Here is a 25,773-nt window from a genome sequence, read left to right on the forward strand (position 1 = left end):
ATCCGGAGCAGGTCGTTGTCCATGGGGCAAGAGTCTACCGCGCCGCAAACCTGAGCGAAAACGCCACCCCATGACGGGCCCAATCCTTGGCATGAGCACCCATGCCCGGAGCCTGTGATGGCACAAGCCCCCCAGTACACCCCGACCACGGATTTTTCCGACGACGAGCGCAACAACGTCGGCGGCCGGTCAACGGTGCGCACAGCCAACCTTGACGCAGAGCTGGCAGCCATTGCCAGTTCCATCAATGCGCTGCGGTCCAATCAGTCGCTGAATCAGCGCGATGACGGGAACATCCGAGACGGGCGCGTGAAGCTCTTCACGCTCGCATCTGAGGTGTTGGCACTCTTGGCCTCCTACGGGTGCACCCCAAGAGGGAACTGGCAAACGGCAACGCTCTACGGATTGAAGGATCTCGTCAACCAGGGCGGCAACACCTACATCGCGGTTTCTCCCCACATCTCTGGCGTGTTCGCGACAGACCTTGCCGCGGGCAAATGGCTGCTTTTCTCTCTGAGCGCGTCCCCGGGCGCTACCCAGGTGGTGTTCACGGCGACGGCCAACATCGCGGCCACCAATGTGCAGGCCGCCATTGAGGAACTTGACAGCGATCTGAGGACGCTCATCAATGCCGCAATCGCATCTGCGGCGGCAGGTGACGCAACGTTGATTGCGAACCTGGCCAACTACACCAGCCCGCTGTACGGCTCCAGCATGGTCGGGTTTGGCGGCGACCAGAACTATGCGGTACGGACCATCGGGGCCAGGCTGCTGGACATCGGCGCGAGCCCGCGAGCATTTGGCGCTACAGCCGACGGTGTTGCGGATGACACGGCCTACATCAATGCAGCGTTCATCTACTCAAAAACGCTGGATTTGAGAAACCGAAAATGGCGAATCACCAGCACCATCGCCCTGCCGGCCGGTGCCTGCGTCGATCTGAGAGGCGGCTCAATTGTGGCTGTGACCGGCGCGACGCCCTTGTTCTCCTACACCGGCGCAAAGGAGGGCCTCGCCATCATTGGCGGGGGATCTTCGGACACGGCAGGCCAGATCACTGGCACGTGCTCAGACGTTTTGTACTTCGACGGCTTGACCGATCAGCCCACCGCGGCAAGCCAATACGATCGACAGATTCGGATCGAGGGCGTGCATGCCACGTCTTCCACCATTACGCGCTTCGCAACGTTCAATCGCGCGTGCCGCCAGATCTTTATCCGTGCGTGCATGATCTACACGCAAAGCGGCTTCCTGTTCAACGGAAAGAACGTCGAGGCGATGATCAGCGACTCGATCATCTACAGCTCGACGGGTGTGGCAGGCACCTACGGAATCCGCCTGCGAAGCACAGGAGGCACCACCTACTACAACGAAGGAATTTCGGTCGTCAATTGCACCGTTGATAACTTCGAGATTTCGCACGACATATCGGACTGCTTCGTCTATCAGGTGATCGGCGGGTACCACGGCGTCGCGGGTGCGCTGGCCGCGACCTCCGGCTACGTCTTTCAGTTCCAGGCGCCCACCACCAACCTGTGTGAGGAGATTGAGCTCGCGGGCGGCATCGTGGTGGCGGGCCGGAGCCGATTCGTCGCATCCGCAAGCGGCGTTGCTTACCACGCCAAGATCGACGTTCACAACATCAATACGCCTGGGACCGCCTGGGCCATTGAAAACAACGCGTCAGACATCGACATCAATGTCATAGCCAAGAACGGCAGCGGGACCGCGATTGGCATCCTGGGATCGAACAACAACGCTCGCATCACCGCACGAGGCAAGTTCGACAGCACCTACACAAACGGCATCGTGCTCAACGGGCCAAACGGAGCCGGATGCGTCATTGGTCCAGTTTCGGGAGACACCATTGGCGGACTGGTGGGGGCAGGGCGTCCCGTGCTTCTTGTCGGAGTTCCTGTTGGTGGCACCAGCGTCGCCAACCTGATCAGAGCCGTCAGCGCGTCCAACATCAATGGCACCTTCGCCGTTGGCGCCACGATTGGAAGCGTGGCCTGGGCCTTTTGCAAGGGCGAGCGCGGCGACATCATCATCAACCTGCCCTACAGCGGCGCCAACGCAGCGACCCAGGGCATCCAGATCATTCCGCCAACAGGCATGGTGCTGGAGTCGGGGAGCGGCTGGGCGGCGACGAACATCTACCTGGGAGCTGCTTCCGGCCTGTGCTTCGTGCGCGTGCCCTATCGATGCACTTCTGACGGCGGCGGAACGCTTTCAGTGATCAATCTTGCGGGCAACAGCCTGACCATCAACAACCAGGCTTACATAGGCCTGCACAAGGACATCTGATATGGCCAAGATCACCATCATCGTCCGCCCTCCAGCGCCGCCGGCTGACTACTGGACGGCCAGCAACTGGGATGGGGAAATCACCATGGGAGGCTGGACGCTGTCCGCCGCTCAAGCTGCTGATGAGGCTGCGCTCATCGCTTTTGGCCGTGACGCGTATCCAGCTTACGACGAGTTCGAAGTTCAATACCCCGACGGCGTGCCGGCCGTGGGAGACACGTCCAACGGCGGCGGCGGCCCGGGGCCCCGGCTGTGATGAGCGCGGTGCTGCTGGCCCTGGGCGTGGCCGGTGCGCACTATGCCTACTACCTGTGGCCGGACCCGATGGGCCGGTCTTGGGCGGCGTACATCGGCACCCATCTGCTGGTGGTGCTGACCCTGGTGCTGCTGCTGCCGGCCGCGCGCCGCGCGCAGCGCTTCGCCTTCCTGGCCGTGACGAGCTGCTGGCTCGGTGCCATCGAATCCACCCAGGCTGTCGTGTGCAGCGTGTACGCCTGGGGCTCCATACCTAAATCAGACCTCTGCATCGAGGCATTCGGGCCCTGGCCATACGTAATCGCGGCGTCTGTCATCGGCGCCACCGTGCTCACACGAGGGAGGAAATCGTGACCGAACCAACGTCCACCACCGCATCCACGTCCCTGCTGTTCGCTGCCCTAGGTGCTGCTCTTGGCCCGCTGCTGGCCGAGTGGGCCCTGATCCTGATCGGAGGCTTCGTCGGCAGCTTCCTGGCCGTGTCTCTGCTGCCGACGCCCAGCTTCCGCTCCGCTGCTGTGGTGCTGGCGCGGGGCCTGGGCATGAGCGTGTTGTTCACCGGCATCGCCGCGGCCGCGCTGGCAGCGCTGGCGCCCAGCACCATGAAGTTCAGCACCGACGTGCTGCTGCTGCCCACTGCTGGCCTGATCGGCTGGCAGCAGGAACGGCTGCTGGACTGGATCAAGCTGGCGTGGCCTTTCGGCAAGAAGGAGTCCCCATGATCACCGTCGAATTCCACCCTTGGATGCAATGGGCCATCACGGCGGCCGGGCTGGGCCTGGTGTATTCCTGCCTCTGCCGCGCCCGCTGGATGACCAAGGCGACCACATTGGCGCCCATGCGGTACGCCACCACGGCGCTGGCCGGCGCCGGATTCACCCTGCCCATTGTTGCGTTCCTGCGGCCTGACTGGCTGCCCGGAGCGCTGCTGGCGCTGAGCCTGGCGGCGCTGGGCACGCAGGCGGTGTCGGCCCACTTGTGGCGCGGAGGCCTGCCGCTGCCGTTCACCAAGCGCGGCAGGCATGCCGAGCATTTCATGCAGTCCGTGCGCAGCTGGAGGAAGCCATGATCACCCTTGACGACTACTTCATGGGCCGCCGCGAGAAATACCCGGCCGCGCTCACCACCGAGATCGAGCGCAACGCCGCCCGCACGGTGGACCTGGCCAACAAGTTGCTCACCGAGGCGCAGAGCTACGGCGTGACGGTGGACCAGCATCCGGCCAATCACTCGACCGTCAGCAGCGGCTGGCGGCCGCCGGAGGTCAACGCGGCAACGCCCAATTCCGCCGCCAGGTCCAAACACATGACCGGGCAGGCGATCGACATCTATGACCCAGACGGAGACCTGGACGAGTGGCTGATGACTGGTCAGGGCCAGGCCGTGCTGTCCGCCCTGGGACTGTGGATGGAGCACCCGTCCGCCACCAAGGGCTGGTGCCACGTGCAGACGGTGCCGCCTGGGTCAGGTCGCCGCGTCTTTTATCCCTGAGGTGAAGCAATGGGACGACTCTCTTCGATCCTTCGCAATGGCAGTGACGGGCGGCTCACGTGGTGGTGCCCTGGGTGCAATCACTCTCATCAGATCCTGACCGGAGACGGCGAGGGGCCGCGTTGGGGCTGGAATGGGAGCGTGGACAAGCCGACTTTCACGCCCAGCGTCTTGGTCACGTGGAAAGAACCAAGCGACGATCCGGCGCTGGCTGGTGACGAGCAACACGACATCAATCGGGTGTGTCACTCATTCGTCGTGGATGGCCAGATGCAGATGCTCGGTGACTGCACGCACCCGCTCGCTGGACAGACGGTCCCCATCCCGGACTGGCCCTACGCCGAAGGCGAGTGGAGAGACGGATGAGCCTACCCGCCAAAATCCTAGCCCTGCTGCTCGCGCTGGCTGCGAGCTTCGCCGCCGGCTGGGGTAAGGCCACTCGGGAGGCCCACAGGGACGCCCAGATCAAGCAACTGGCCCAGGAGCGCGCGGCCCGGGTGCTGGAGGCCCAAGAATCCAGGCGCGCCGCGGAGAATGCTGATGCCCTCACAAACGACCGTCTGCGCACCGAGCGCGCTGCTGCTGGCACTGCTCAGCGGCTGCGCGACCTCGCCTCCACCGCTCCCGGTGCAGCGGCCTCATGTCCCGGCCGAAATGATGATCCCAGCCCCGCCGCCTGGCGCATTTCTGACCGAACTAGAGAGGATCTTGTCCAGCTCGCCAGCAGCGCCGACGCCGTCGCCGACCGCCTCAGGGCCTGCCAGCGGGAGCTGAGTGGGCGTCTAACTCCTGAGTCCGAAGCCCCATGAAATGGGCCATGCTTGTGGACATTGGAGTTAGACAGAATCGACCGGTACCAGCGCCGTTGCTGGATTCTGCGCCTGCCTTCTAAGCAGCAGGTCGGGGGTTCGAGTCCCTCCGGGCAGGCCAATTCTTCAAAGGCTGCGATCTGCCGCAGTCGTCACCGCGCAAACCGGGTCGCCAGTGCTGCTTCGATGCTGGGCCCAAGTCATTGGTGGCGACCACCGCAAGGCTGGGAAAATCGGAAGCTGGATTTCCGTCTTTGACCGATCGTCTCCCGTGCGCACCCCTGTCACGCTGAACAGGTGTTGCATTCAGGGGGACATCATGGCTTCAGAATCCGAGCGACGTGGGGCGAGCCATCGTGGCTCTGACGTGGAGTTCTCGCAGGGTCGAGCAACGGCTCAGCGCCGAGAGGGGCTGTCGCCCTTCGAAGCTGTCGCGCAAGGCACGACGCACGAGGGCAACGGCCCTCGAGCGATGGTGCAAAGGCAGATGCAGATGCTGGCGGACAACAGCGTCCGGGTGGGCAGGAGCGGGCAGGTTCAACGATTGGCGAACCATGCCGGCGTCGCCCAACTCAACCAGGAATGGAACACCTTTCAAGGCCAGGTCGCCAACGGCGAGATCGTTCTCGTTTTCAAGGATAAACACGTCAAGGGAAACAACAAGGCGAGAAAGCGGCGTGGCCAGGGTTTCAGCAATCAATCGCAAGAGGCTGTCTTGCTGCATGCGATTGAGGCAGTCAAGAGCGGCGCAGCGACATTCCTCCAAATGACGAATACGAATTTCGTCGTTGAAGTCGACAGCAAGCACGGAAAGCACGGCCCGAGAAAGTTCAACATTCATCGGGGAGGCGGCGGCAGCGCCAATGAGAGGGATATCTATCAGAGCAGCGGCGACACCTATGGAGACAACGAGCCCAATGGCAACGAATACTCGGACTCGGACTCGGACAGCGAGGACGACTAGTCTAGTAGGTCGAGCTCTTTCCTCTTGCGATGCACGGGTCGGCGGCGGGTCCGCAATCCATGCATGGGTGAAATGAGAAAGGCCCGCTGCAAGCATGCAAGCGGGCCTTTTCAGAGGTGTGTGGCGACAGGCGTCGGCCTCCCTCTCACCCCCTCAAAACGACGTCCACTGATCATCCGCCCCGGGCGCATCCGCCGCCACCGCTAATGCCGGCTTGGCCGGAGCGACGGGCCGTGCAGGCGGGCTTGGCTTGGCGGGCGATGTAGCGGCCTTCAACGCTGGTTGACTGCCCAGCTTGGATCCCGATGCACTTGTCTTCGAAGGCTTGAAGGACGGGGCGGAGGGAGAAGAGGCGCTGCCACCAGCCGTCTTGGACAGCTTCGGTGCCTGAGACCTCCCGGACGCGCCCGATCCACCTGACCCGTCCGAAGCTGGCCCTGACCTGCTCACCGATGCCGATGCGCCCAATGCGGAAGCGCCCGAAGCCGCCCGCGTCCCCCCGGCCAGCTTGAAGAAGTCCACCGCCTCCAGCAGCTGCTGGGCCTGGGTCTTCAAACTCTCCGCCGCCGCGGCGCTTTCTTCCACCAGCGCCGCGTTCTGCTGCGTCACCATGTCCATCTGCCCGACGGCCTCACCCACCTGGTGAATGCCGTTGCTCTGTTCCACCGTTGCGGCGGTGATCTCGCTGACGATGTCGCTGACCCGCTTGATCGAGCCGACGATCTCTTCCATCGTCCGGCCCGCGCCGTCGACCAGCGCATTGCCTTGCTCGACCTGCTCGACGTTGCTGGTGATCAGCGTCTTGATTTCCCGCGCCGCCTGCGCACTGCGCTGCGCGAGGGTGCGCACTTCCCCAGCCACCACGGCAAACCCGCGGCCTTGCTCGCCAGCGCGTGCCGCTTCCACAGCGGCATTGAGCGCCAGGATGTTGGTCTGGAAAGCAATGCCGTCGATCACGCCAATGATGTCGCCGATCTTGCGGCTGCTGTCGCTGATGCCCTGCATGGTGGCCACCACATGCCCCACCATCTCGCCACCGCGCGACGCTACTTCGGCGGCATTGCGGGACAGCCCGTCAGCCTGCCGCGCATTGTCCGCGTTGCTCTGCACCGTGCTGCCCAGCTCTTCCATCGTGGCAGCCGTTTGCTCCAGGGCGCTGGCCTGCTCTTCGGTACGCTGGCTCAGGTCCTGATTGCCCTGCGCAATCTGTGCACTGGCGGTAGCCACGCTCTCCGCATTGGACCGGACCAGCCGCACCGTATTGACCAGCGCCTCGCGCAGGCGATGCAGGCCTTTCTGCAACTGGCCGATTTCGTCTTCGCGGTCGGTCGTCACTTCAGCCGTCAGGTCACCGGCGGACATCGTGTCCATCGATTCCACCAGACGCTGGATCGGCTTGGTGATGCTGCCGGTCACCAGCAGTGCGGCGAACACGGCCAGCGTCAGGCCCAGCCCCGCCGTGATCAGAATGGTCAGCTCCGCCCGGTCCACAGACGCCTGACTGCTCTTGGCGTCCTTGCTCATCAGGTCGGCCTGGAACTTCGACAGTTCATTCAGGTTCTTCTCATAAGCGAGCTGGGCCGGACGCAATTGCGTCAGCAGCGTCTCGCGCAGCGCTGGGTCATTGGCCTGTGCTTGCGCCACAAAAACGTCCATCGCCTTCTTGTAGCCTTCTCGGGACGTCAGGGCCTTGGCCATCAGCGCCTTGCCATCTTCGGACTCGATCAAGGCCGCCAGCTTGTCATAGAGCTCGCCGGCTTCCTTGCGGGAGGTGGCCAACTGCTCCAGCTGCGTCTTGCGTTGCTGCGCATCATCAAAAATGACGATGTTGCGCGTCAGCCTTGCCTGCTGGTTCAACTCACCGTCGATGTCGCGAACCATCATGACCTTCACGTACCGGTCCTCGACGATCAGGTCGACCATTTCGTCCACCTTCACCAGCGAGGCCCAGGCTGAAACGGCCAGCACCAGCAGCAGCAGGCCCACTGTGCCAAAGCCCAGTCCCAGTTTCCACGCTACCCGAAGATTTTTCATTGAGGTTCCTTCCTGTTGAATCTAACCGTGTGTCACGCGACGCCAGCGGGCAAGAACAAGCCCAACGACGAGCCGACAATGACCTTAATGAGTTTGGGGCCGCACTTCAAACGAAAGACCCGGAAATAATGGGGAGGAAACGGTCATCTGTCACTTGGTGGGGAAAGCCGTTCATTCGCACCGGGAATATTCCCGCGCAAGCTCGGAGTCGCTGATGTGCAATCTCTATCACATGACCCCCAAGAACGACCTGGAGGTCTATGTGCGTCGGCATCTGGCCCGGCTGTGGTTGCCGGAGTACGAGCCGCCCAAGCCCTTTGTCGGCCCGTTCGACACCGGCCTGTTTCTACGGCCGGCGGGGCAGGAAGAGGGCGTTCTGACGTTGCAAGGCGTGCTGGGCCAGTGGGGTTTGATCCGCCCTGGTGCACCGGCCCGAAAGGACATGATGCAGCCCAAGGTGGTGCCGGGGCGCAAGCCCGCCGCGCCGCGGGCCCGCACCACCAACAATGCCCGTATTGAGACGGTCGCCACATCGCCGACCTTTCGTGCCGCCTGGAATGAAGGCAGGCGATGCCTGATTCCCGCGAGCTGGTATCAGGAACCCAACTGGGAGACGGGGAAGAACATCTGGTGGCAGCTCAAACGCGCCGATGGCCAGCCCTGGATGCTGGGCGGCCTCTGGAATGAATGGGTGGACCCGGCCACGGGGGAGGTCGTGCCCAACTTCACCCTGCTGACCTGCAATTGCGATGGCCACCCGCTCCTGGGCCGTCTGCACAAGCCTGACCCCACACTGCCGCCGCAGGCGCAGGACAAGCGGGCGGTGATCCACATCGAACCGCAGGACTGGGCCGCGTGGCTGACCGGGACGGTGGCGCGGGCGCAGGCATTGCTGCGTCCACAGCCCTCGGAGTTCTTTGACCAGGCGGATGCGCGGTCCACCGATCAAGCCCTGGCCCTGCAGGCCAGCAGCGGTTGACCCTGAGAAGACCGGGCTGTAGGCAAGCGGCCATGCCTCGACGCGGTCCGGATGATAGGAGAGCCCGCCAGGACTGCCCGTCGGGGTTAATGCGCGGGCGCGCGCATCAAACGCGGAACGCCTCCACCGTCTTGAGCAGCGTGCGGGCCTGCTCGTCCAGGCTCTGGGCCGCCGCAGCACTCTCTTCCACCAGCGCCGCATTTTGCTGAGTGGCCTGGTCCATATGCGACACGGCCACATTGACCTGGCCAATGCCGCTGCTTTGCTCGGAGGCCGCCGACGAGATCTCCCGGATCAAATGGGACACCTTGTCCACCTGGGAGACGATCTCCCGCATGGTGGACCCGGCCAGCGACGCATGATGCGCACCGGCTTCCACGCGCTCGATGGAAGTGCCAATCAGGCTGTTGATCTCCTTGGCCGCCTGTGCGGAGCGCTGGGCCAGCGTGCGGACTTCCGCGGCCACCACGGCAAAGCCGCGGCCATGCTCGCCCGCCCGGGCGGCTTCCACGGCTGCATTCAGGGCGAGGATGTTGGTCTGGAATGCAATGCCGTCAATGACGCTGGTGATGTTGCCGATCTTCTTGCTGGAGTCGGTGATCTCGTTCATGGTGCTGACCACATCGGCCACCACCGCGCCGCCCTTGCCCGCGGACGCGCTGGCCGCCGTGGCAAGTTCCGCCGCCTGGCGGGCCGAGGTGGCGCTTTCCGACACGTTGCTGGTGAGCTGCTCCATCGACGATGCGGTCTGCTGAAGCGCGCTGGCCTGTTGCTCGGTACGACCGGAAAGGTCGAGATTGCCGGCGGCGATCTGGCCGGCCGCGGTGGACACGGAGTCCACCCCCTGCCGGACCGAGCTCACCACCTGGCGCAGGGAGCGAGTGGTCTGATCCACCGCGCGCAGCAGTTCGCCCATTTCATCCTGGCGATCCACCACGAGGTCCGCAGTCAGGTCGCCGGACGCCACGCGCTTGAGCGCCTGCACCGCCTCGCCGACCGGTCGGGTGATGGAGCGGGAGATCAGCACACCGGCCGCCACCGCAAACAGCACGGCCAGCAGGCTGCCCCCGATCAGCGCACTCATCGCTCGCGCCATGGCCTTGTCGGCATCTTCGCCGGACTGCTCCATGCGCGATTCCTCATGCAAGGTGAATGCTTCCAGCTCCTTCATGTAGTCGAGTTGCGGCACGCGCACCTTGTTGAGGAGGGCTGTGCGGGCGCCTTCCACATCATCGGCCCTGGCCTTCTCGACAAACACGGCGAGCTGCTCCCGGTAGAGGCTGCGCTTTTCCACCAGCCTGGCCAGCATCGCCTTGCCTACGTCCGACGTCATCATCGGGGTGAGCGTGCGGAACGCTCCATCCACCACGGGAGACTGATCCAGCAGCTTTTGCAATTCGCTGGCGCGTTGGCTGGCATCGCTCACGATCACCAGGTTCCGCGCCGAGCGCGCCTGCTGATTCACCGCGCGCGTCATGATGGCCGCCTGCTTGACCTTGGGGTAGGCGTCATCAGTGATCTTGTCCACCTGGGCGCCGACGCCCTTCAGCCCGGTGTAGGCCAGCACGCTGATGGCCGCCAGCAGAGCGCATACGCCCGCAAAGGCCAGCAGCAGTCGTTTCCCAATCTTGATGTTGTCGATGAAGCGCATGTGGACGTCGGGCCGTTGGTCGGCAGGCTGAAGCAAGGATGCGCGACTCTAGACGGCGTCCGGTTCCCGGTCAGTCGGGGCAGGGGGCTTTGCGGCGTACGGTGTTCCACCAGGGCTGCGTGAGGCATCGCCCTACGCAGAAACCGAGGGTGAGCCTCCCCGCCAAGGGAGGATTTCGGGGTGATTGGCAAAACCACTGTATGCGTATACAGTTGTCGCATGCCTCCCATGAATGGGAACAAAGGAACGAACATGCTGCTCGACCTGAACGACCCCAAAAGCATCGTTGCATGGTGGGAAGTCTTTCCCGAACGCCACGGCCCGCTGCTGGCCGACTGGGCGCAACGGCGTCCGGAGGTTCGTGGCGCCATTGCGCTGGCATCGCAGATGATCCGGGCCAACCCCCGCACGGCGGTGATGCTGCGGGAAGCGGAGCTGCGGCGCGCGGCGAATGAGGTGGCGCAGGTGCCCCCGTCGCATGACGAGCAACTGGCCCGGGAAGAGGGCGTGCTGCAGGCCGATGATTTCGCCGGTCAGGACGAGCGGGACCCCCGCGATGCCTGGGATACCTGGGATGCCCAAGAAGACGAGTCCGTCCAGGAACTGGACGCAGTGGCCTGCTGAAGATCGACTGCAGCGGTCGGGCTCACTTGCCGGTCTCCGCGACCGGTCTCAACGGCCAGTTTCAGCGGCCAGTTGGCCCTTGCAGCGCCGTTGATCGACGCCCGCTGGCTCAGAGCTCCTGGCCGTACTGGTCTCGGTAAGCGACCCGCAGCGCCCGGCAGTGCGCCAGAGCCTGTCGCCGGGCCTCTTCGCCCAACTCCGCCCGCGCGGCCGCAAGATCACATTGGTGAACCGCCTCGGCTGCCGCGGAGAGTTCGCGCCGGCGCGATTCCGGATAGACCAGCGCCAGCACCGCCATCGCGCACATGCCGGCGACCAGCAGTTTGCGGGCCACGCCATGCAGCCAGCCGGATGGCTCCTGGCATCCTTGTTGTGTTGTTGGATTCATCCCACCCTCGTGAACGCTGCTGTGGCGCAGCTTTTTCGCCCGAGCCGGGATTCTCAGGCCATCCGGGTTCGCATCCCGCCCCAGGGATGAGGGGGGAAGGCCTCGGGTGTGACGCACCGCACAGCGAAGCGGTCAGTCTTGGCATACTGCGGGCCGTTCATTGTTCCAACCCGATTGCCGGTTCCGATTCCCATGTCATCGACCCCGTCCACGCCCTCCCAGGAGACCCTGGTCATCACCCCCGAAGAGCGCGCGGCCCTGTACTTCATTCCGCAGGCGCCGGGCGGCATGATCGTCAGCGAAGAGATGCAGCAGCGGCTGCAGGACAAAGGCCTGGCCACCGGCATCCGTGAGGACGGCCGGCGCTGGCTCACCGAGTTGGGAGACCGGGTCCGCCTGGGCAAGCTCTGACCCGGCCAGCGGCGCTTCGACGTTCAGCGCCGCTCAGCGCTGATCAGCGCCGCTTGTATTGCGACGAACCGAAGAGGTTCTCGCGCGCCTTGTCGTCGACCAGCGGCTTGCGCCGTTCGGCCAGCACCTCCACCGCCCGCTGCACGGCGGGGCGGGCTGCGATCTCGTCGAACCATCCCTTGAGGTGGGTGAACTCGCTCAATTCCACGCCCTGGTTCTTCCAGCTGCGCAGCCACGGGAAGATGGCCATGTCGGCGATGGTGTAGAGGTCCCCGGCGATGTAGCGGCTCTGGGCCAGGCGCTTGTCGATCACCCGGTACAGCCGCTGGGCCTCGTTCGTGTAGCGCTCGATGGCGTACTCGATCTTCTCGGGTGCGTAGATGCGGAAGTGGTGGGCCTGCCCCAGCATCGGGCCCACACCGCCCATCTGGAACATCAGCCACTGCAGCACCTCATACCGCCCGCGGGTGTCCTCCGGCAGGAACTGGCCGGTCTTGCCCGCCAGGTAGAGCAGGATGGCGCCCGATTCGAACATCGACATCGGCGCGCCGTCCGGGCCGTCCGGGTCCACGATGGCCGGAATCTTGTTGTTCGGGCTGATGCGCAGGAAGGCGGGGTCGAACTGGTCCCCGGCGCCAATATCCACGGGAATCACCCGGTAGGGGAGGCGACATTCCTCCAGCATGATGTGCACCTTGTGCCCATTGGGCGTGGGCCATGAATACACTTCGATCATCTTGTGTTCTCCGTTGGGGCGCAGGGCCAGGTTCCGGCCCCCGCGCTTCCCCAGCCTCATGGTAATCAAACAAATCAGACAGTGGTTCACCGTTCGTGCCAATGCCGCGCGGTGGCGTCCGCTGACGGAGTGGGCCGAGCAGCGCGGCGGCGTGCTGCGGCATACCCGCGACGGCCGGGGTTTTGTCATCGACCTGCCCCGGGCGCTGCCCGGGCTGACCCGCATCGAATGGGGCCCGTCCCAGCGCAGCTACATCAAGGGCGCGGAGCTGCGCATGCGCTGCGAGCTGAAGCTGCATCCGGACCTGCAGATGATGATCATCGAGCGGCAGCTGATGGACGAGCTCGAGCGCAGCGTCTTCGAGGCCTACACCGACACCCTGCGCACCCGCGTTGACACCGACACCCCGGAGGAAATGCGCTGGCTGGTGATGTTCCCGAAGCAGCCGGTGCAGGAGTCCAAGCTGGTGAAGCAGCGTTTTGGTGCGGTGAGCGTGAGCCGGGAGCTGTCCAGCAACTGGTTGTCGCCGGAGCTGTGTGCGCGGCTGGCGCAGGCCAGCCAGGACATCCTGGTGGAGGGGCGTCCGTTCGTGCTGCTGAGCCTGCGCGGCAACATCTACCTGCGCACGGCCATGCCGGATGCGACGCTCAATGAGGTCCAGGGCCTGGTGAGCGTGCTGGAGGCAGCGGCGCAGAGCGCCCAGGACCTGAGCCGCCGCAATGGCGGGGATGCGATGTGGCCCACCACGACATCGGCCGCCTGGCACAACCGGGCGGCCGAGAGCGAGGACGGCGCTTCGGCTTGAGCTCGCTCGGCGGCCACCCAGGCCGCTTCAGATTGGGCTTACTGGGATCACGCGTGGCCAATCACGCGCGACAGATCACGTGCGGCAGATCAGGCCTGCCGCGGATCTGGTCGGCTTCCGCCCAGCGCCGTCCGGCTCAAGCCCGCTGGGCAAACTGCCAGCCCAGCGCCGCCATCGGCACTGCGCCCGCGGCAGCCTCCCGGGCCCGCGCGCTCGACGCGGTGCCGTCCTCGACCCGCTTGGCGATGCCTTGCAGGATCGCGGCAATGCGGAACAGGTTGTAGGCCAGGTAGAAGTTCCAGTCCTTCATGACCGTCTCCACATCCGCTCGGCCGGTCCGCTCGCAATAACGGCGCACATAGCTCAGCTCATCCGGAATGCCCAGCCCGGCCAGGTCCACACCGCCCAGGCCCCGCGCCGCGCCGCTCTGGCGGATATGCCAGGACATGCAGTGATAGCTGAAGTCCGCCAGCGGATGCCCCAGGGTGGATAGCTCCCAGTCCAGCACGGCCAGCACACGCGGCTCGGTCGGGTGGAAGACGAGGTTGTCCAGCCGGTAGTCGCCGTGCACGATGGACACCTCGCGCTCATCCCGCGCCGACGCGGGAATGTGCTGCGGCAGCCAGTCGATCAGCCGGTCCATCGCTTCATTCGGGCCGGTGACCGAGGCCTGGTATTGCTTGCTCCAGCGGCCGATCTGCCGCTCGAAGTAGTTGCCCGGCTTGCCGTACTGCTCCAGCCCGACCGCCTTCACATCCACCTGGTGCAGGGCGGCCATGACGCGGTTCATCTCGTCGTAGATGGCACTGCGCTCGGCATTGGAGGCGCCCGGCAGCGACTGGTCCCACATCACCCGGCCCTGTACGAAGGCCATGATGTAGAACGCGCGGCCGATGATGGACTCGTCCTCGCACAGCGCCAGCATCTGCGGCACCGGCACGTCGGAGCCGGCCAGCGCCCGCATCACGGTGAACTCCCGCTCGATGGCATGGGCCGACGGCAGCAGCTTGGCCACCGGGGCCGGCTTGGAGCGCATCACGTACTGCATCTGCGGCGTGATCAGCTTGTAGGTGGGATTGGACTGTCCCCCCTTGAACTGCTCCACGCTCAACGGCCCATGAAAGCCCGGTACATGCTGGCTCAGCCAGGCCTGCAGGGCTTCGATGTCCATGGGTTGGGCGAGGGCCCGCGTGCCGGTGAATACGTCGTCCACGATGTCTCCTGTTTTTCGAAAGGGGTCGGGTGGCGCCACCGCAGCCCCTGCGTCGCAGGGCGTGGGGCGGCGTTCAGCGGTTGGCAATGGCCAGCAGCTTGTCCTTGCTCAGCAGCACGAGCCGGGTGGGTTCCACCCGCACCGCGCCTTCGCGCTCGAAGCCCTTGAGCTCCTGATTGACCCGCTGCCGGGACGCACCCAGCAATTGCGCCAGGTCTTCCTGCGCCAGCTGCAGGCCGATGCGGATTTCCTCCGTGCCCTCGGCGCCCTGCGACACCCCGTAGCTGCGGGCGAGCAGCAGGATCTGCTTGGCCAGGCGGGAGGCCAGCGGCCGGGTGTTGAGGTCTTCCACCACGTCGAACATCAGCCGCAGGCGGCGGCAGTTCAGGCGCAGCAGGGCTTCGTAGAGCTCGGTGTGGCGGGACAGCAGGTCCTTGAAATCCGCCTTGCGCACCACCAGCAGCGTGGTCTCGCCATGGGCGCTGGCATCGTGGGTGCGCGGCAGGCCGTCGAACAGGGCAATGTCGCCAAACCAGGTGCCAGGCTCGACATAGGTCAGCGTGACCTGCTTGCCGGACAGCGAGACCGAACTCACCCGCACCGCGCCCTTGGCCACGCCCACCCATTCCACCGCGGGTTCGCCGCGCACGGACATCAGGGCGCCGTCGGGCACGCGGCGGACAAACGCGCGCGCCAGGATGTCGCTGCGCAAGGGCAGAGACAGTTTGGAAAACCAAGGCCCCGACTCGATGTTGTTGCGTTCAGAAATTGAAAGAACCGAGCTGTTCATGCTTTGTCGCTGGCGTGACAGCGCCAGTCGTCTCCAGATGCGTCGGGCCTATTGTGTATGACGAGGCGGCCCGACGCGGCCGGGTTGACGATGGCTTTGGGTAAACCAGAACGATGCAGAACCCGCCAGGAGCGCTGAACGCGCGCTGGCCTTGCACCAGCGCGGGGGGGCACTCAGGCGCGTGCGCTCACCAGCGATAGGCCAGCTTGGCCACGTACTGCCGGCCGTTGAATCCGAAGGGCGAGAAGCTGCTGTAGCGCAGGATGCCGCCCACCGAATTGGCGGCCAGCACCGGGTCCGGGTAGCGGTTGCCCAGGTTTTCCACGCCCAGTTGGGCGTCCCAGGGGCCCTGGGTCCAGCCGGCCGACACATCCACCAGCCAGGCGGCACTGAAGCGCTGGTCATTGACCGGGTTGCTCTGCCGCACCTCGTAGTGGCCATAGCGTGTGGTGGCCACCCGCGCATTCCACGCCCCCCACTGATGCTGCGCGGCCAGCAGCAGCTTGGTGGTAGGGGCGCTCACGGTGGCGCGGGCCAGGGTCACCCGGTCGATCAGTTGGAGGTTGTTGTCCGTCAGCACCTGCGGATTGGCGTCGACGCCCCGGATGCTGTTCTTGTTGTGGTTGAAGGCCAGCGTGTAGGTGCCACGTCCGCCCACGCCCCAGTCCTGCTGCAGGCTGCTGACCAGGTCCACGCCGCGGGTGCGGGTGTCCAGCGCATTGGTGAAGTAGCGCCCGGCGCTGACCAGCACACCCTGGGCCGCCAACTGGTTGCGCAGCGCCGTGGGCAGGCTGAGGTTGGCGGACAGCAGGATGCGGTGGTCGATGTCGATCTGGTAGACATCCAGGGTGGTCTGCCACTGCCGGGTCGGCTGCCACTGCAGGCCCAGGCTGGCCTGGCGGGACTTCTCTGCCTTGAGCGGCTGCGCCCCCAGTGCCTGCGCCGCCGCCGAGCCGACCGGGAAGGTCCCGGCCTCCACCAGCGCACCGTTGATGAGGTTGGTGGAGGTGGTCGCGAAATACTGCTGTGCCAGGGACGGCGCACGGAAGCCGCTGGACAGCGTGCCGCGCACCGACAGGCTGGAGGCCACGACATACCGGCCGGACAGCTTCAGCGCCGAGGCATGGCCGAAGTCGCTGTAGTCCTCGACACGGGCGGCCACGGACGTGCTGAAGTCCCGGGTCCATGACCCTTCCAGGCCGGCATAGACCGACACATTGTCCCGACGATGGCTGCCCGCATTGCTGGGCTGAAAGCCCGGAAAGCCCGACGCGCCGCCGCCGGTGTAGCTGCCGGGCTCCCCCGCCTCGATCGAATACCGCTCCTGCCGCCACTCGGCGCCGACCGACAACACGGCCGGGCGGAATCCTCCCCAGTCGATTTCCCGTGAGGCATCGACATTGGCCAGCGTCTGCCGGTTGCTCAGCCGGCCTGCATCGAAGCGGGTGGGGCTGGCGGCGCCCAGCGAGTAGTTGGCGGTGTTGGCCACGGCGATGTCGAACTCGTTGCGCCCGTGGTTGAGGCTGGCGTCCCATTGCCAGGCGCCGGCCTGTCCGCGCACACCCAGCACCAGGCTCGCGTCCTGGCTGGTGCTGTCCTCCAGCGGCAAAAAGCCTTCCGGATACAGCGACCCCACATTGTTGGCCACGGCGGTGGCCTGCGTGCGCCAGAAGGCGGCGGAGACCGTGTCCCGGTGGCTGTAGCTGGCAACCGAATAGACCTGCAGGCCAGCGGCCTCCAGTTGGCCATTGAGAATCACCGACTGCTGGGTGCTGTCCGGGTCGCCCAGGCGGTTGTTGACCTGGCCCCGGCGGGGCTCGGTGGCGGCGTCCCGCGTGTCCACGCCAGCGCGATTGGTGCGCTGCTGATGGCGGTTCTCCGCCGCCAGCCGCAGCCATCCGGCGTCCCCCAGCGCGAGGCCGAACTGGGCCGACACAATGGCCCGCCCGCCGTCCCCGGCATCGGTCTGGCCCCAGTCGCCCGCAATGCTGCCGCCGGTGGGGCCTTTCTTCAGGACGATGTTGATGACGCCGGCAATGGCGTCCGAGCCATATTGCGCCGCGGCGCCGTCCCGCAGCACCTCCACCCGGTCGATGGCGGCGATGGGAATGGCGTTCAGGTCCACCGGCGCCGAGCCGCGACCCTGGGTGCCGTTGATGTTGACGACGCTGCCGCTGTGGCGGCGTTTGCCGTCGATCAGCACCAGCGTCTGGTCCGGCGACAGTCCCCGCAGCTGTGCGGGGCGGACCGCGTCGGACGCGTCCGTCAGCGAAGGACGGGGGAAGTTCAGCGAGGGCAGCAGCTGTGCCAGCGCGGTGGCGAGTTCGGTGCTGCCGCTGCGTCGCAGTTCTGCCGCATCGATCACATCCACGGGGGACTCGGACTCGGCCAGCGATCGGTCACTGCGCCGGGTGCCGGTCACCACCACGGCCTGGAGACTGGCCTGGGCTCCGGCAGAGGCGCTGGCCCCGGTAGCGGTGGCGGGCGGTGGGGTCTGTGCCAGGGCAGGGGCGCTCATGGCGCTCATGGCGGTCATTGCAGTCATGGCGGCCAGCGAGGACAGCGTGCTTGCGGCCAGCGCCAGGGAGGTCGTCGTGAACGGAAACGCAGGCATGAGGGTCAGGGCTCCACCGTGGAAAGCCGCCAGGGTGCCGCCAGCAGCGCAGCGGCGCAAAGAAGCGAACAGAGCAAGCTTATGGGTTGACGCCGGGCAGCGGACATGTCGTCCTTCAGTCCGGGGTCAAGGGTTCTGGTTCTGCGTCGTGTACGGTGTCTGCCATGCGCCCGGGGCTGTGCGTGCTCCACCCCGTGTGGCGGGAAGACGTGGCAACCGGGGCATTCCGACGAGGGAATGCGGGGGGAAACCCCGTCTCGGATGTAAAAGGCCGTGCTAGAGTGAAACGCACCCAACAAGCCTTTTCAAAGTGGGATGAATAGACAACATCACAGCCAGCGGGCCCGCTGTCCCGCCCCCAGCGCGCTGATGCTCGCTTGCCTGGCGATGATGTCCACCTCCGCATGGAGCCTGGGTGTGGGCCGCCCCCAGACCGCGTCGTCGCTGGGTCAGCCGCTCAACCTGTTTTTCCCGGTGCAGATCGCGCCGGGGGAAGTCGTCACCGCGGACTGCATTCGCGCCGATGTCACCGCCGGTGAATCCCAGTTGCCCAGCTCCAGCCTGCGCTGGCAGCTGGAAACCGACGGGCAGCAGACCCTGCGCGGCGTGCGGCTGCGCAGCAGCCAGTCCATCAATGAACCGCTGGTGGTGGTCAACCTGACCCTCGGTTGCAGCAGTTCATTTACGCGCCAGTACACCGCCTTCATCGACCCGCCCGGCCACAGCGCGGAGCCACTGGCCGATGCCGGCTCGCAGTCCGAGACCGCGCTGGCCCCGGCCTTCCAGGTGGCCACCGGCGGCGAGACACGCATCAACGCGCGGGACGCATCGCCCTCGCGCACCCGGTCCGGTCCGATTCCGGACATCTCCGGCGCGGCCGCCCCCGCCTCGGCCGCCAGCGCACCTCCGCGCAAGCGTCGGCAGACGGCGGCGCGCAACGCTGGGAACGTGGCCGCTGCGGCGGCTGCAGCGGCGCCGCAGAAGTCCGGCGGTGCGCGCCTGTCCATGGAGCCCGCAGAGATCCTGGCCCCTGCACCCAACGCCCCGCTGATTGCCGAGGCTGCCAGTGCGGCCAGCGCCGCTGCCGAGGCGCGCGCCCAACTGGCGGTCATGGAAAAGCGCGTGGCCGATCTGCAGGCGGAGCAGCGCCGCACCAATGACGTCCTGCAGGCCTTGCGCGAAGAACTCAAGGCCACGCGTGAGCAGCGCGACAGTGCCGGCACGCCGGTGTGGATGCTGGCGCTGACGTTGCTCAGTCTGGCTCTGGCCGCCAGCAGCCTGCTGCTGTGGCGCAACCGCGGTCGCGACCGCAAGGATGCCCCGCAGACCTGGTGGGGAGAGGCGCAGGGCGAAGGCGCGCAAGCCGGCGCTGCGGTGCCGTCCGGCCCGGGTGGCCCGGGCAGCGGAGCCGGAGCCCCGGGCGCGGCCGGCGCGGACCTGGATTCAGGCACCGGTGCGCTGCACAGCGCGCCCGGTGCGGCCGCCGCCGCATTGGTGGCCCTGGACCGCAAGGAACTCAGCGCCGCCACGCACGCGCCCACCACCATGCCGATGCCACTGAGCATCACCGATCCTGAACGCACCATGCAGTTGCCGCCACGCGCGGCCCCTGCGCCGTCGCCGGAGGTGAGCGCCGCCGCGTCCGGGCTGCAAGCCAGCCGCCCGGGTCGCAGTGCCGCCACCGCCGCGGCAGATGACGCGCTGGACGCACTGGCCAGCCTGGATGCCATGCAGCCGCTGAGCTTCGAGATGCGCGAGCCTCCCGGCGACACCCGTCCGGCCCCGCTGCTGCGAGACCTCAACGGCCTGGGCGCCGTGACGGTGGAAGAGCTGATCGACCTGGAGCAGCAGGTGGACTTCTTCCTGGTCCTGGGCCAGGACGATGCCGCCATCGAGCTGCTCTCCAGCCGCCTGGGCGAGCGGGACGCGGCCAGCGGGCTGCCCTATCTGAAGCTGATGGAGCTCTACCAGCGCCGCGCGGACCGGGCCTCCTTCGACCGTGTCGCGACCCGTTTCAGCCAGCAGTTCCGCGCCCGTCCGCCAGCGTGGAGTGACGACCTGAACGAAGGGGCGGGCCTGGAAGCCCATCCGGAGCTTGTGGACCGCCTGCAAAGTGCCTGGGTGGATGCAGCGGGCAGCATGAGCCTGTTGCAGGACCTGTTCTCGCACCATCAGGAATACAGCGGCGAGCTGGGCCTGCCGGCTTACCGCGACCTGCTGCTGCTGTACGCAGTGGCGCGAGACCGCGCCGAACATGAATCGCGGACGCAGGACATCGACGTCTTCCTGCCGCTGGATGCCACGGCGCCGCCGGACATGATGGCCACCATGACGTGGCAGGCCCCGGCGTCGGCGCCTGCTGCGGGGAGCAGCGGCCGGTCGCTGCGGCCTGGGGTGGGGCAGTCGCTCGATGTCGACCTGGACCTCACGCTGGCCAACGACGACGATGACCAGCCCAAGAAGCCCAAGGCTTACTGACGCTGAGGGGCGCTGAGGGTCGCTGAAGGACCCTGAAGGACGCTGAAAAGGTCGAGCCTGATTCGCTCAGGCCGCCCCTGGCAGCTTTCGCAGCCGATCCAGCGCCAGATCCAGCGTCTCGTCCTTCTTCGCGAAGCAGAAGCGGATGATGGACGGGCGCCCGCCGGTCGAGGCCGGGGTGCTGTAGAACGCCGACATGGGAATGGCCGCCACACCCGCTTCCCGGGTGAGCCACTGACACAGCGCCATGTCGTCCATCCCGGCCAGCGGTGCAGGCAGGCCGCTGTAATCCACGCACTGGAAGTAACTCCCGGGGCAGGGCAGCAGCTTGAACGGGGTGCCCGCCAGCCCGGCGCGGAAGCGGTCCCGCTTGCGCTGGTAGAAGTCGCTCAGACCCAGGTAAGGCGCCGGATCGGCCATGTAGGCCGCCAGGCCCACCTGCATCGGCGAGTTGACGGTGAAGACGTTGTACTGGTGCACCTTGCGGAACTCGGCCATCAGCGGCGCCGGCGCCGCCACGAAACCGACCTTCCACCCGGTCACATGGTAGGTCTTGCCGAAGCTCGACACCACGAAGCTGCGGGCGGCCAGGGCCGGGAGCCGCGCCACGCTCTGGTGCTGCTGGCCGTCGTAGACCATGTGCTCATAGACCTCGTCACTGACCACCAGCACGTCGGTGCCGTCCAGCAGCTGGGCGAGCTGGCGCATCTCGTCGGCCGTCCAGACATTGCCGCTGGGGTTGTGCGGCGTGTTGATCATCAGCACGCGGGTGCGCGGCGTGAGCGCTGCGCGGATGCGCTCGAAGTCCGGCCGGAAGGTGTGCGGGTCCAGCGGCACCGGCACCATGGTGCCGCCGGCCAGGGTGATGTTGGGGCCGTAGCTGTCGTAGGCCGGCTCCAGCACGATGACTTCATCGCCAGGATGCACGACCGCCAGTAGGGCGGTCAGGATGCCCTGGGTGGCACCGGCGGTGACGGTGATCTCCCGGTCCACGTCATAGCGGTGGCCGTAGAGGGTCTCGATCTTGGCGGCAATCGCCTGCCGCAGCGCAGGCGCGCCGGGCATCGGCGGGTACTGGTTGTGGCCGCTGCGCATGGCCCGGTCCACCGCGTCCAGCAGGGCTGGATCGCCCTCGAAGTCCGGGAAGCCCTGGCCCAGGTTCACGGCGCCATGCTGCTGCGCCAGCGCGGACATCACGCTGAAAACGGTGGTGCCCAGTTGCGGCAGGCGGCTTGCCACCGCCGGCGTGTGCGGTGTGGGGTACGCTTGGATCATGGTGACTTCACAGCCCGTAGTCGTTGGAATCTCCGCTCATGGCGCGCTGCAGCAGGCTGCGATTGAGGCGGTCCGACAGCAGCTCGGCAAAGCTGTAGACATAGTTGCGCAGGTAGGCGCCGCGCTTGAAGGCGATGCGCGCAATGTTTTGGCCCAGCAGGTGGCCCAGCGGCCGCGAGACCAGTTCCCCACCCGGCGGGTCTTCCCGCACCGCCATCTCGGCCACGATGCCGATGCCCAGGCCCAGCCGCACGTAGGTCTTGATCACGTCCGAGTCGATGGCCTCCAGCACGATGTTGGGCGTCAGGTGGCGCTGGGCGAAGGCCCGGTCGATGCGGGTGCGGCCGGTGAAGCTGGGGTGATAGGACACCAGCGGCTCATGGGCGATCTGCTCCAGGTCGATGCGCTCCATCTGCGCCAGCGGATGCTCGGCCCGCATCACCAGCACGTGCTGCCATTCGTAGGCCGGCAGTGTCACCAGTTCTTCGAACTGCGACAGGGATTCCGTGGCCAGGCCCACGTCCGCCGTCTCGTCGATCAGCATGCGGGCGACCTGGTCCGGGCTGCCCTGATGCAGGCCGATGTTGACCTGCGGGAACTGCCGACGCAACTGCGTCACCGGGCCGGGCAAGACGTAGCGGGCCTGGGTGTGGGTGGTGGCGATGGAGAGGGTGCCGGCGTCCTGCTTGGAATACTCCTCGCCGATGCGCTTGAGGTTGCCCACCTCGCGCATGATGATCTCGATCGACTTGAGCACCTGCCGGCCGGGCTCGGTGATGCTGCGTAGCCGCTTGCCGTGCCGGGAGAAGATGTCCACGCCCAGCTCTTCCTCGAGCTCCAGGATCGCCTTGGACACGCCGGGCTGGGAGGTGTAGAGCGCCTTGGCGGTCTCGGTGAGGTTGAGGTTGCGGCGTGCCGCTTCCTGCACGAACCGGAACTGATGCAGATTCATGGCTGGCGGGTGGCTTCGGTCGCCGACGCGGCCGCCGGATCTTGCGGTGCGGTCAGCAGGGCGCCGGGCAGGGAGGAGACGGCGGAGACCACGTCCAGCGTGGCGGCGGCCATGGCGCGGATGACGGACGGCTGCTCGCCAATGGCGTCATGCAGCAGGAAGAGCACGCCGGGGTATTCACGGCGCAGGGCCTCCACCTGCGGCGGCACGTCCCGGCGGACATGGCCGCTGGAGCCGAGGAACATCGGCACGATCTGGATGCGCTGGCAGCCCAGGGCCACCAGGGCGCCAGCGGCGGTGGCCAGGTCGGGGGTCATCAGTTCCAGATAGGCCAGTGCCAGCGGCAGGCCGGGCCGGCGGTTCTGAAGCTCGGCCGCGATGGCCTGGAACGGCGCCGCCCAGGCGGGGTCGCGCGCGCCGTGCGCAAACAGCAGCAGGCCGTCCCCGTTGGCGGACTCGGGCTCCGGGCGGCCGCTGGGGAAGGCGGCGGATGCAGGCGGGGCGGAAGGCGCTGAAGGGACGGAGGGCACGGAAGGCACGGAGCTGGTGGAAGCCGCGGAAGCCGCGGACGTTGCGGACGTGGGGGGGGAGGGCTTGGTCATGGCCAGGGTGTCCTTCACTTCAACGGTAACGGACCAGCCAGCCGAAGGCGGCCATGGAAATGCCCAGGTAGAACAGGCTTGGCGCGGAGGCCACCAGCCAGGGCGTCCAGTCCCGCAGCAGGCCGACGTGGCCGGTGATGGCGTTGAGCACCACGAAGCTGATGCCCAGCATGATGCCGCCGAACACCTTCACGCTGATGCCGCCGGAGCGGAAGTGAAGATAAGCGAAGGGCAGCGCCAGGGCCACCATCACCATGCAGGCGAAGGGATAAAACGCCTTGCGCCAGAACTGGATCTCCGGCTGCTGGGACGCCTGTTCCTGCGACGACAGGTGGCGGGTGTAGCGGTACAGCTCCAGCGTGGACATGTTCCAGGTGGGCTGCACGGCCGCGGCCACCACCCCGCTGGGCAACTGGCTCTGCCAGCTGTACTGCGGCAGCAGCAGTTCGCGCACGCTCGGGTTGTCGCTGAGCTTGTCCTGCGGGGCCTGCGAGTTCTTCGGGTCGGTCACGCTGCCGGCGGCGCGGTTGAGCGGGGTGAGGGCGCGGGTCCACTGCATCAGCTTGACGTCCTGCAGCTGCCAGCGGCCGCTGCTGTCCACCGCGCCTTGCCGGGCGGTCAGCCGGGTGGTCATGGCGCCCTTGGGGTCGAATTCCATGATCAGCACGTCTTCCATCACCCCGCTGGCCTTGGCGCGGCCGACATGAACGGCATAGCTGTAGTCGCCGTCCCGGTCTTTCATCCAGGCGCCGGACGCGTTGGTGACGCCGCCGTTGCCGGTGGACTTGAGCAGTTGCGCCTGCTTGTCCGCCCAGGGCGTGAGGTAGTCGCCCACCACGAAGGCGGTCAGGGCGAAGAAGAGGGCAATGATGCTGAGCAGGCCCAGCGCCCGCGCCGGGCTGAGGCCGCCGGTGCGCAGGATGGTGAATTCGCTGGACTGGGCCAGGCGGGCCAGGCTGAAGATGGTGCCGATCAGCACGGCGATGGGCATCAGCTCATAGAAGCGGCCCGGCATCTTGAGGATGCAGGACCAGATGGCCCAGCCCACGCCCAGGCCCAGGCGCTGGAAGCGGTCCAGGTCGTCGATGAAATCAACGAAGAAGAACAGGGCCAGGAAGCCGGCCATCACCAGGGCGAAGGAGCTGAGGATGTCCCGGTAGAGCAGGCGGCGGACGGTCTTCATACCGGCACTCCCGGCGTGGTGGGGTTCTGCATGGACAACGGGGTGCCGAGTGCGGGCGCGATGATGGGGGCGGCCGGCGGGGGCGGTGCGGCCGGCGGCGGGGCAGGCGGGCTGGGTGGCACGCGCTTCCAGGGCAGGCTGAAGCGGTTGCCCATGTCGCGCCAGGCCAGCAGCAGCATGTTCACGACGAAGGCCAGGCCGTGCAGGCCCAGCAGGCTGCTGCCCAGCGCGTATTTGCCGTTCACCACCCAGCTCTGCGTCAGGTTGATCAGGTTGAAATACACGATGAAGGCCAGCAGGGCGAACAGCAGATTCCAGTTGCTGGCGCGTCGCGGATTGGTGGCCGAGATGCCGATGCCCAGCAGCACCAGGTTGACGCAGCCCAGGATCATGCCGAAGCGGTAGGCCAGCTCGCCGTCGTTGGGCTTGCTGCGGTTGGCCAGCAGTTCGAAGGTGGACAGGGTCTTGGGCGGGCGGGTGTCGCTGCTGCGCATGACGCCGTCGTCCACGGTGACCAGGTAGCGGTCGAATCGGGCGACGGACTTGTCGCCGTTGCGGGTGTCGACGTCGTTGCGCTGGCCGTGTTCCAGCACCAGCAGCCGCTGGTCGTTCTGGGTGACCAGCGAGCCCTGGGCGGAGGTGGTGACCGATTCCAGGTGCTCGCTGTTGCTCATGATGAACACGTTGCGGGCGGCGGCCTCATTGGTGGGGTCGCGTTCGATGAAGAACACGCGACTGCCGTCGTTGGAGGTCTGGAACTGGCCGGGGGCGACGCGGGAGAGGTCGCTGCGCTGCTCGAATTGCTGGCGCAGCTGGGCGCTGCTGTTGTTGCTCCAGGGCCAGACGATGGTCATGAGCAGGGCCACGACCAGGATGACGGGCCAGGCGGTGGCCAGCACGGGGCGGATGAAGCGGGAAAGTCCGAGGCCGCTGGCGAACCAGATGGTCATCTCGGATTCCTTGTACATCCGGCCCAGGGACATCACCACGGCCACGAACAGGGACAGGCTGAGCATGACGGGCAACTGCGCCAGGGTCAGGTAGCCCAGGGACAGCAGCACGTGCTGGGGCGCGACGGAGCCTTTGGCGGCCATGCCGAGGGAACGCACCAGCAGCATCGTCACCACGATGGTGAGGATGACCACGAAAGCGAGGCCGAAACTTCGGGCCGTTTCCTTGCGTACGGTTGAATCGAATAACATCCGGGCACTT

At 66.4% G+C, this 25,773-nt stretch carries 26 protein-coding genes; 14 read left to right on the top strand and 12 right to left on the bottom strand.

The genetic code is table 11. The features are described 5' to 3' along the window. Nucleotides 1–117 precede the first annotated feature (117 nt). The 9 genes from DES44_RS10765 to DES44_RS10810 all read left to right on the top strand — a co-directional run bounded on the left by DES44_RS10765 (nt 118) and on the right by DES44_RS10810 (nt 5,826). Nucleotides 118–2,307: a hypothetical protein gene (locus tag DES44_RS10765; protein WP_058934945.1), complete on the top strand. Its 2,190-nt coding sequence runs from the start codon at nt 118–120 to the stop codon at nt 2,305–2,307. Nucleotide 2,308: 1 nt separating this feature from the next. Further along, entirely contained in the window at nt 2,309–2,563 is a 255-nt protein-coding gene (locus tag DES44_RS10770) for a hypothetical protein (protein ID WP_058934946.1), read from the top strand. Beyond that, a complete protein-coding gene (locus DES44_RS10775; protein WP_058934947.1) occupies nt 2,563–2,916 on the top strand; it encodes a hypothetical protein in 354 nt (117 codons plus the stop codon). The genes DES44_RS10770 and DES44_RS10775 overlap by 1 nt, the downstream gene beginning before the upstream one ends. After that, nucleotides 2,913–3,284, top strand: a complete 372-nt coding sequence (locus tag DES44_RS10780; protein ID WP_058934948.1) for a hypothetical protein — start codon at nt 2,913–2,915, stop codon at nt 3,282–3,284. The genes DES44_RS10775 and DES44_RS10780 overlap by 4 nt, the downstream gene beginning before the upstream one ends. Next, nucleotides 3,281–3,631, top strand: coding sequence for a hypothetical protein (locus tag DES44_RS10785; protein ID WP_058934949.1), 351 nt, complete (start codon nt 3,281–3,283; stop codon nt 3,629–3,631). Before DES44_RS10780 ends, DES44_RS10785 begins: the two co-directional genes overlap by 4 nt. Continuing rightward, nucleotides 3,628–4,053, top strand: a complete 426-nt coding sequence (locus tag DES44_RS10790; protein WP_058934950.1) for a D-Ala-D-Ala carboxypeptidase family metallohydrolase — start codon at nt 3,628–3,630, stop codon at nt 4,051–4,053. The genes DES44_RS10785 and DES44_RS10790 overlap by 4 nt, the downstream gene beginning before the upstream one ends. A gap of 9 nt (nt 4,054–4,062) precedes the next feature. Continuing rightward, the gene (locus DES44_RS10795; protein WP_058934951.1) at nt 4,063–4,419 is read left to right on the top strand and encodes a ubiquitination-like system serine protease family protein; all 357 of its coding nucleotides are present in this window, start codon (nt 4,063–4,065) and stop codon (nt 4,417–4,419) included. Beyond that, a complete protein-coding gene (locus DES44_RS10800; protein WP_058934952.1) occupies nt 4,416–4,862 on the top strand; it encodes a hypothetical protein in 447 nt (148 codons plus the stop codon). The genes DES44_RS10795 and DES44_RS10800 overlap by 4 nt, the downstream gene beginning before the upstream one ends. Before the next feature lie 319 nt (nt 4,863–5,181). Further along, the gene (locus DES44_RS10810; protein ID WP_147307050.1) at nt 5,182–5,826 is read left to right on the top strand and encodes a hypothetical protein; all 645 of its coding nucleotides are present in this window, start codon (nt 5,182–5,184) and stop codon (nt 5,824–5,826) included. Between the two features lie 153 nt (nt 5,827–5,979). Here the strand turns inward: DES44_RS10810 and DES44_RS25965 are convergent, their stop codons facing one another. After that, on the bottom strand, nt 5,980–7,860 hold the full coding sequence (locus DES44_RS25965) for a methyl-accepting chemotaxis protein (protein WP_083525543.1): 1,881 nt from the start codon (nt 7,858–7,860) through the stop codon (nt 5,980–5,982). Between the two features lie 214 nt (nt 7,861–8,074). Here DES44_RS25965 and DES44_RS10820 point away from each other — a divergent pair, with 214 nt between their 5' ends. Further along, nucleotides 8,075–8,839 (top strand): SOS response-associated peptidase, encoded by a 765-nt coding sequence (locus DES44_RS10820; protein ID WP_083525544.1) that lies wholly within the window; start codon nt 8,075–8,077, stop codon nt 8,837–8,839. 106 nt (nt 8,840–8,945) lie between these two features. On the opposite strand, the gene DES44_RS10825 is transcribed toward DES44_RS10820, so the two are convergent. Beyond that, the gene (locus tag DES44_RS10825) at nt 8,946–10,526 is read right to left on the bottom strand and encodes a methyl-accepting chemotaxis protein (RefSeq protein WP_157592953.1); all 1,581 of its coding nucleotides are present in this window, start codon (nt 10,524–10,526) and stop codon (nt 8,946–8,948) included. A gap of 216 nt (nt 10,527–10,742) precedes the next feature. Here DES44_RS10825 and DES44_RS10830 point away from each other — a divergent pair, with 216 nt between their 5' ends. Continuing rightward, the gene (locus DES44_RS10830) at nt 10,743–11,114 is read left to right on the top strand and encodes a hypothetical protein (RefSeq protein ID WP_058934956.1); all 372 of its coding nucleotides are present in this window, start codon (nt 10,743–10,745) and stop codon (nt 11,112–11,114) included. A 109-nt stretch (nt 11,115–11,223) separates the two neighbouring features. Here the strand turns inward: DES44_RS10830 and DES44_RS10835 are convergent, their stop codons facing one another. Next, nucleotides 11,224–11,502 carry a hypothetical protein gene (locus tag DES44_RS10835; protein WP_147307051.1) on the bottom strand — a complete coding sequence of 93 codons (279 nt, stop codon included), beginning with the start codon at nt 11,500–11,502 and terminating at the stop codon, nt 11,224–11,226. Between the two features lie 192 nt (nt 11,503–11,694). Between DES44_RS10835 and DES44_RS10840 the strand changes: the two genes are divergently transcribed. Beyond that, on the top strand, nt 11,695–11,913 hold the full coding sequence (locus DES44_RS10840; RefSeq protein WP_058934958.1) for a hypothetical protein: 219 nt from the start codon (nt 11,695–11,697) through the stop codon (nt 11,911–11,913). 43 nt (nt 11,914–11,956) lie between these two features. Here the strand turns inward: DES44_RS10840 and DES44_RS10845 are convergent, their stop codons facing one another. Continuing rightward, complete coding sequence (locus DES44_RS10845; RefSeq protein ID WP_058937380.1) at nt 11,957–12,649, bottom strand: glutathione binding-like protein; 693 nt, start codon at nt 12,647–12,649, stop codon at nt 11,957–11,959. Between the two features lie 58 nt (nt 12,650–12,707). Between DES44_RS10845 and DES44_RS10850 the strand changes: the two genes are divergently transcribed. Then, a complete protein-coding gene (locus DES44_RS10850) occupies nt 12,708–13,454 on the top strand; it encodes a hypothetical protein (RefSeq protein ID WP_058934959.1) in 747 nt (248 codons plus the stop codon). A 136-nt stretch (nt 13,455–13,590) separates the two neighbouring features. Here DES44_RS10850 and DES44_RS10855 read toward each other — a convergent pair whose 3' ends face one another. The 3 genes from DES44_RS10855 to DES44_RS10865 all read right to left on the bottom strand — a co-directional run bounded on the left by DES44_RS10855 (nt 13,591) and on the right by DES44_RS10865 (nt 18,071). After that, nucleotides 13,591–14,625, bottom strand: coding sequence for a phosphotransferase (locus DES44_RS10855; RefSeq protein WP_058937381.1), 1,035 nt, complete (start codon nt 14,623–14,625; stop codon nt 13,591–13,593). Nucleotides 14,626–14,740: 115 nt separating this feature from the next. Beyond that, nucleotides 14,741–15,457: a Crp/Fnr family transcriptional regulator gene (locus DES44_RS10860; RefSeq protein WP_058934960.1), complete on the bottom strand. Its 717-nt coding sequence runs from the start codon at nt 15,455–15,457 to the stop codon at nt 14,741–14,743. 187 nt (nt 15,458–15,644) lie between these two features. Beyond that, nucleotides 15,645–18,071 carry a TonB-dependent receptor plug domain-containing protein gene (locus DES44_RS10865; protein WP_198164946.1) on the bottom strand — a complete coding sequence of 809 codons (2,427 nt, stop codon included), beginning with the start codon at nt 18,069–18,071 and terminating at the stop codon, nt 15,645–15,647. 315 nt (nt 18,072–18,386) lie between these two features. Between DES44_RS10865 and DES44_RS10870 the strand changes: the two genes are divergently transcribed. Then, nucleotides 18,387–20,549 carry a type IV pilus assembly protein FimV gene (locus DES44_RS10870; RefSeq protein WP_147307052.1) on the top strand — a complete coding sequence of 721 codons (2,163 nt, stop codon included), beginning with the start codon at nt 18,387–18,389 and terminating at the stop codon, nt 20,547–20,549. Nucleotides 20,550–20,615: 66 nt separating this feature from the next. On the opposite strand, the gene DES44_RS10875 is transcribed toward DES44_RS10870, so the two are convergent. From DES44_RS10875 to lptF, 5 genes are read right to left on the bottom strand one after another with little or no spacing between them, the layout of a single operon-like run. Continuing rightward, the gene (locus DES44_RS10875; protein WP_058934962.1) at nt 20,616–21,824 is read right to left on the bottom strand and encodes a pyridoxal phosphate-dependent aminotransferase; all 1,209 of its coding nucleotides are present in this window, start codon (nt 21,822–21,824) and stop codon (nt 20,616–20,618) included. 7 nt (nt 21,825–21,831) lie between these two features. Further along, nucleotides 21,832–22,776 (bottom strand): CysB family HTH-type transcriptional regulator, encoded by a 945-nt coding sequence (locus DES44_RS10880; protein WP_058934963.1) that lies wholly within the window; start codon nt 22,774–22,776, stop codon nt 21,832–21,834. After that, nucleotides 22,773–23,378: a sirohydrochlorin chelatase gene (locus DES44_RS10885; protein WP_083526033.1), complete on the bottom strand. Its 606-nt coding sequence runs from the start codon at nt 23,376–23,378 to the stop codon at nt 22,773–22,775. Before DES44_RS10885 ends, DES44_RS10880 begins: the two co-directional genes overlap by 4 nt. A 19-nt stretch (nt 23,379–23,397) precedes the next feature. Further along, entirely contained in the window at nt 23,398–24,561 is a 1,164-nt protein-coding gene (gene lptG, locus DES44_RS10890) for an LPS export ABC transporter permease LptG (protein ID WP_058934964.1), read from the bottom strand. Beyond that, on the bottom strand, nt 24,558–25,763 hold the full coding sequence (gene lptF, locus DES44_RS10895) for an LPS export ABC transporter permease LptF (protein ID WP_083525545.1): 1,206 nt from the start codon (nt 25,761–25,763) through the stop codon (nt 24,558–24,560). The genes lptG and lptF overlap by 4 nt, the downstream gene beginning before the upstream one ends. Between the last annotated feature and the right edge of the window lie 10 nt (nt 25,764–25,773).

This window comes from Roseateles depolymerans (assembly GCF_003387155.1).
GTDB lineage: Bacteria > Pseudomonadota > Gammaproteobacteria > Burkholderiales > Burkholderiaceae_C > Roseateles > Roseateles depolymerans.

Bases quoted from the DNA above. Each gene is read 5' to 3' on its own strand.
- DES44_RS10765 (WP_058934945.1), top strand. From the start codon at position 118: ATGGCACAAGCCCCCCAGTACACCCCGACCACGGATTTTTCCGACGAC.
- DES44_RS10770 (WP_058934946.1), top strand. From the start codon at position 2,309: ATGGCCAAGATCACCATCATCGTCCGCCCTCCAGCGCCGCCGGCTGAC.
- DES44_RS10775 (WP_058934947.1), top strand. From the start codon at position 2,563: ATGAGCGCGGTGCTGCTGGCCCTGGGCGTGGCCGGTGCGCACTATGCC.
- DES44_RS10785 (WP_058934949.1), top strand. From the start codon at position 3,281: ATGATCACCGTCGAATTCCACCCTTGGATGCAATGGGCCATCACGGCG.
- DES44_RS10790 (WP_058934950.1), top strand. From the start codon at position 3,628: ATGATCACCCTTGACGACTACTTCATGGGCCGCCGCGAGAAATACCCG.
- DES44_RS10795 (WP_058934951.1), top strand. From the start codon at position 4,063: ATGGGACGACTCTCTTCGATCCTTCGCAATGGCAGTGACGGGCGGCTC.
- DES44_RS10800 (WP_058934952.1), top strand. From the start codon at position 4,416: ATGAGCCTACCCGCCAAAATCCTAGCCCTGCTGCTCGCGCTGGCTGCG.
- DES44_RS10810 (WP_147307050.1), top strand. From the start codon at position 5,182: ATGGCTTCAGAATCCGAGCGACGTGGGGCGAGCCATCGTGGCTCTGAC.
- DES44_RS25965 (WP_083525543.1), bottom strand. From the start codon at position 7,860: ATGAAAAATCTTCGGGTAGCGTGGAAACTGGGACTGGGCTTTGGCACA.
- DES44_RS10820 (WP_083525544.1), top strand. From the start codon at position 8,075: ATGTGCAATCTCTATCACATGACCCCCAAGAACGACCTGGAGGTCTAT.
- DES44_RS10830 (WP_058934956.1), top strand. From the start codon at position 10,743: ATGCTGCTCGACCTGAACGACCCCAAAAGCATCGTTGCATGGTGGGAA.
- DES44_RS10835 (WP_147307051.1), bottom strand. From the start codon at position 11,502: ATGAATCCAACAACACAACAAGGATGCCAGGAGCCATCCGGCTGGCTG.
- DES44_RS10840 (WP_058934958.1), top strand. From the start codon at position 11,695: ATGTCATCGACCCCGTCCACGCCCTCCCAGGAGACCCTGGTCATCACC.
- DES44_RS10845 (WP_058937380.1), bottom strand. From the start codon at position 12,649: ATGATCGAAGTGTATTCATGGCCCACGCCCAATGGGCACAAGGTGCAC.
- DES44_RS10850 (WP_058934959.1), top strand. From the start codon at position 12,708: ATGGTAATCAAACAAATCAGACAGTGGTTCACCGTTCGTGCCAATGCC.
- DES44_RS10855 (WP_058937381.1), bottom strand. From the start codon at position 14,625: ATGGACATCGAAGCCCTGCAGGCCTGGCTGAGCCAGCATGTACCGGGC.
- DES44_RS10860 (WP_058934960.1), bottom strand. From the start codon at position 15,457: ATGAACAGCTCGGTTCTTTCAATTTCTGAACGCAACAACATCGAGTCG.
- DES44_RS10865 (WP_198164946.1), bottom strand. From the start codon at position 18,071: ATGCCTGCGTTTCCGTTCACGACGACCTCCCTGGCGCTGGCCGCAAGC.
- DES44_RS10870 (WP_147307052.1), top strand. From the start codon at position 18,387: ATGAATAGACAACATCACAGCCAGCGGGCCCGCTGTCCCGCCCCCAGC.
- DES44_RS10875 (WP_058934962.1), bottom strand. From the start codon at position 21,824: ATGATCCAAGCGTACCCCACACCGCACACGCCGGCGGTGGCAAGCCGC.
- DES44_RS10880 (WP_058934963.1), bottom strand. From the start codon at position 22,776: ATGAATCTGCATCAGTTCCGGTTCGTGCAGGAAGCGGCACGCCGCAAC.
- DES44_RS10885 (WP_083526033.1), bottom strand. From the start codon at position 23,378: ATGACCAAGCCCTCCCCCCCCACGTCCGCAACGTCCGCGGCTTCCGCG.
- lptG (WP_058934964.1), bottom strand. From the start codon at position 24,561: ATGAAGACCGTCCGCCGCCTGCTCTACCGGGACATCCTCAGCTCCTTC.
- lptF (WP_083525545.1), bottom strand. From the start codon at position 25,763: ATGTTATTCGATTCAACCGTACGCAAGGAAACGGCCCGAAGTTTCGGC.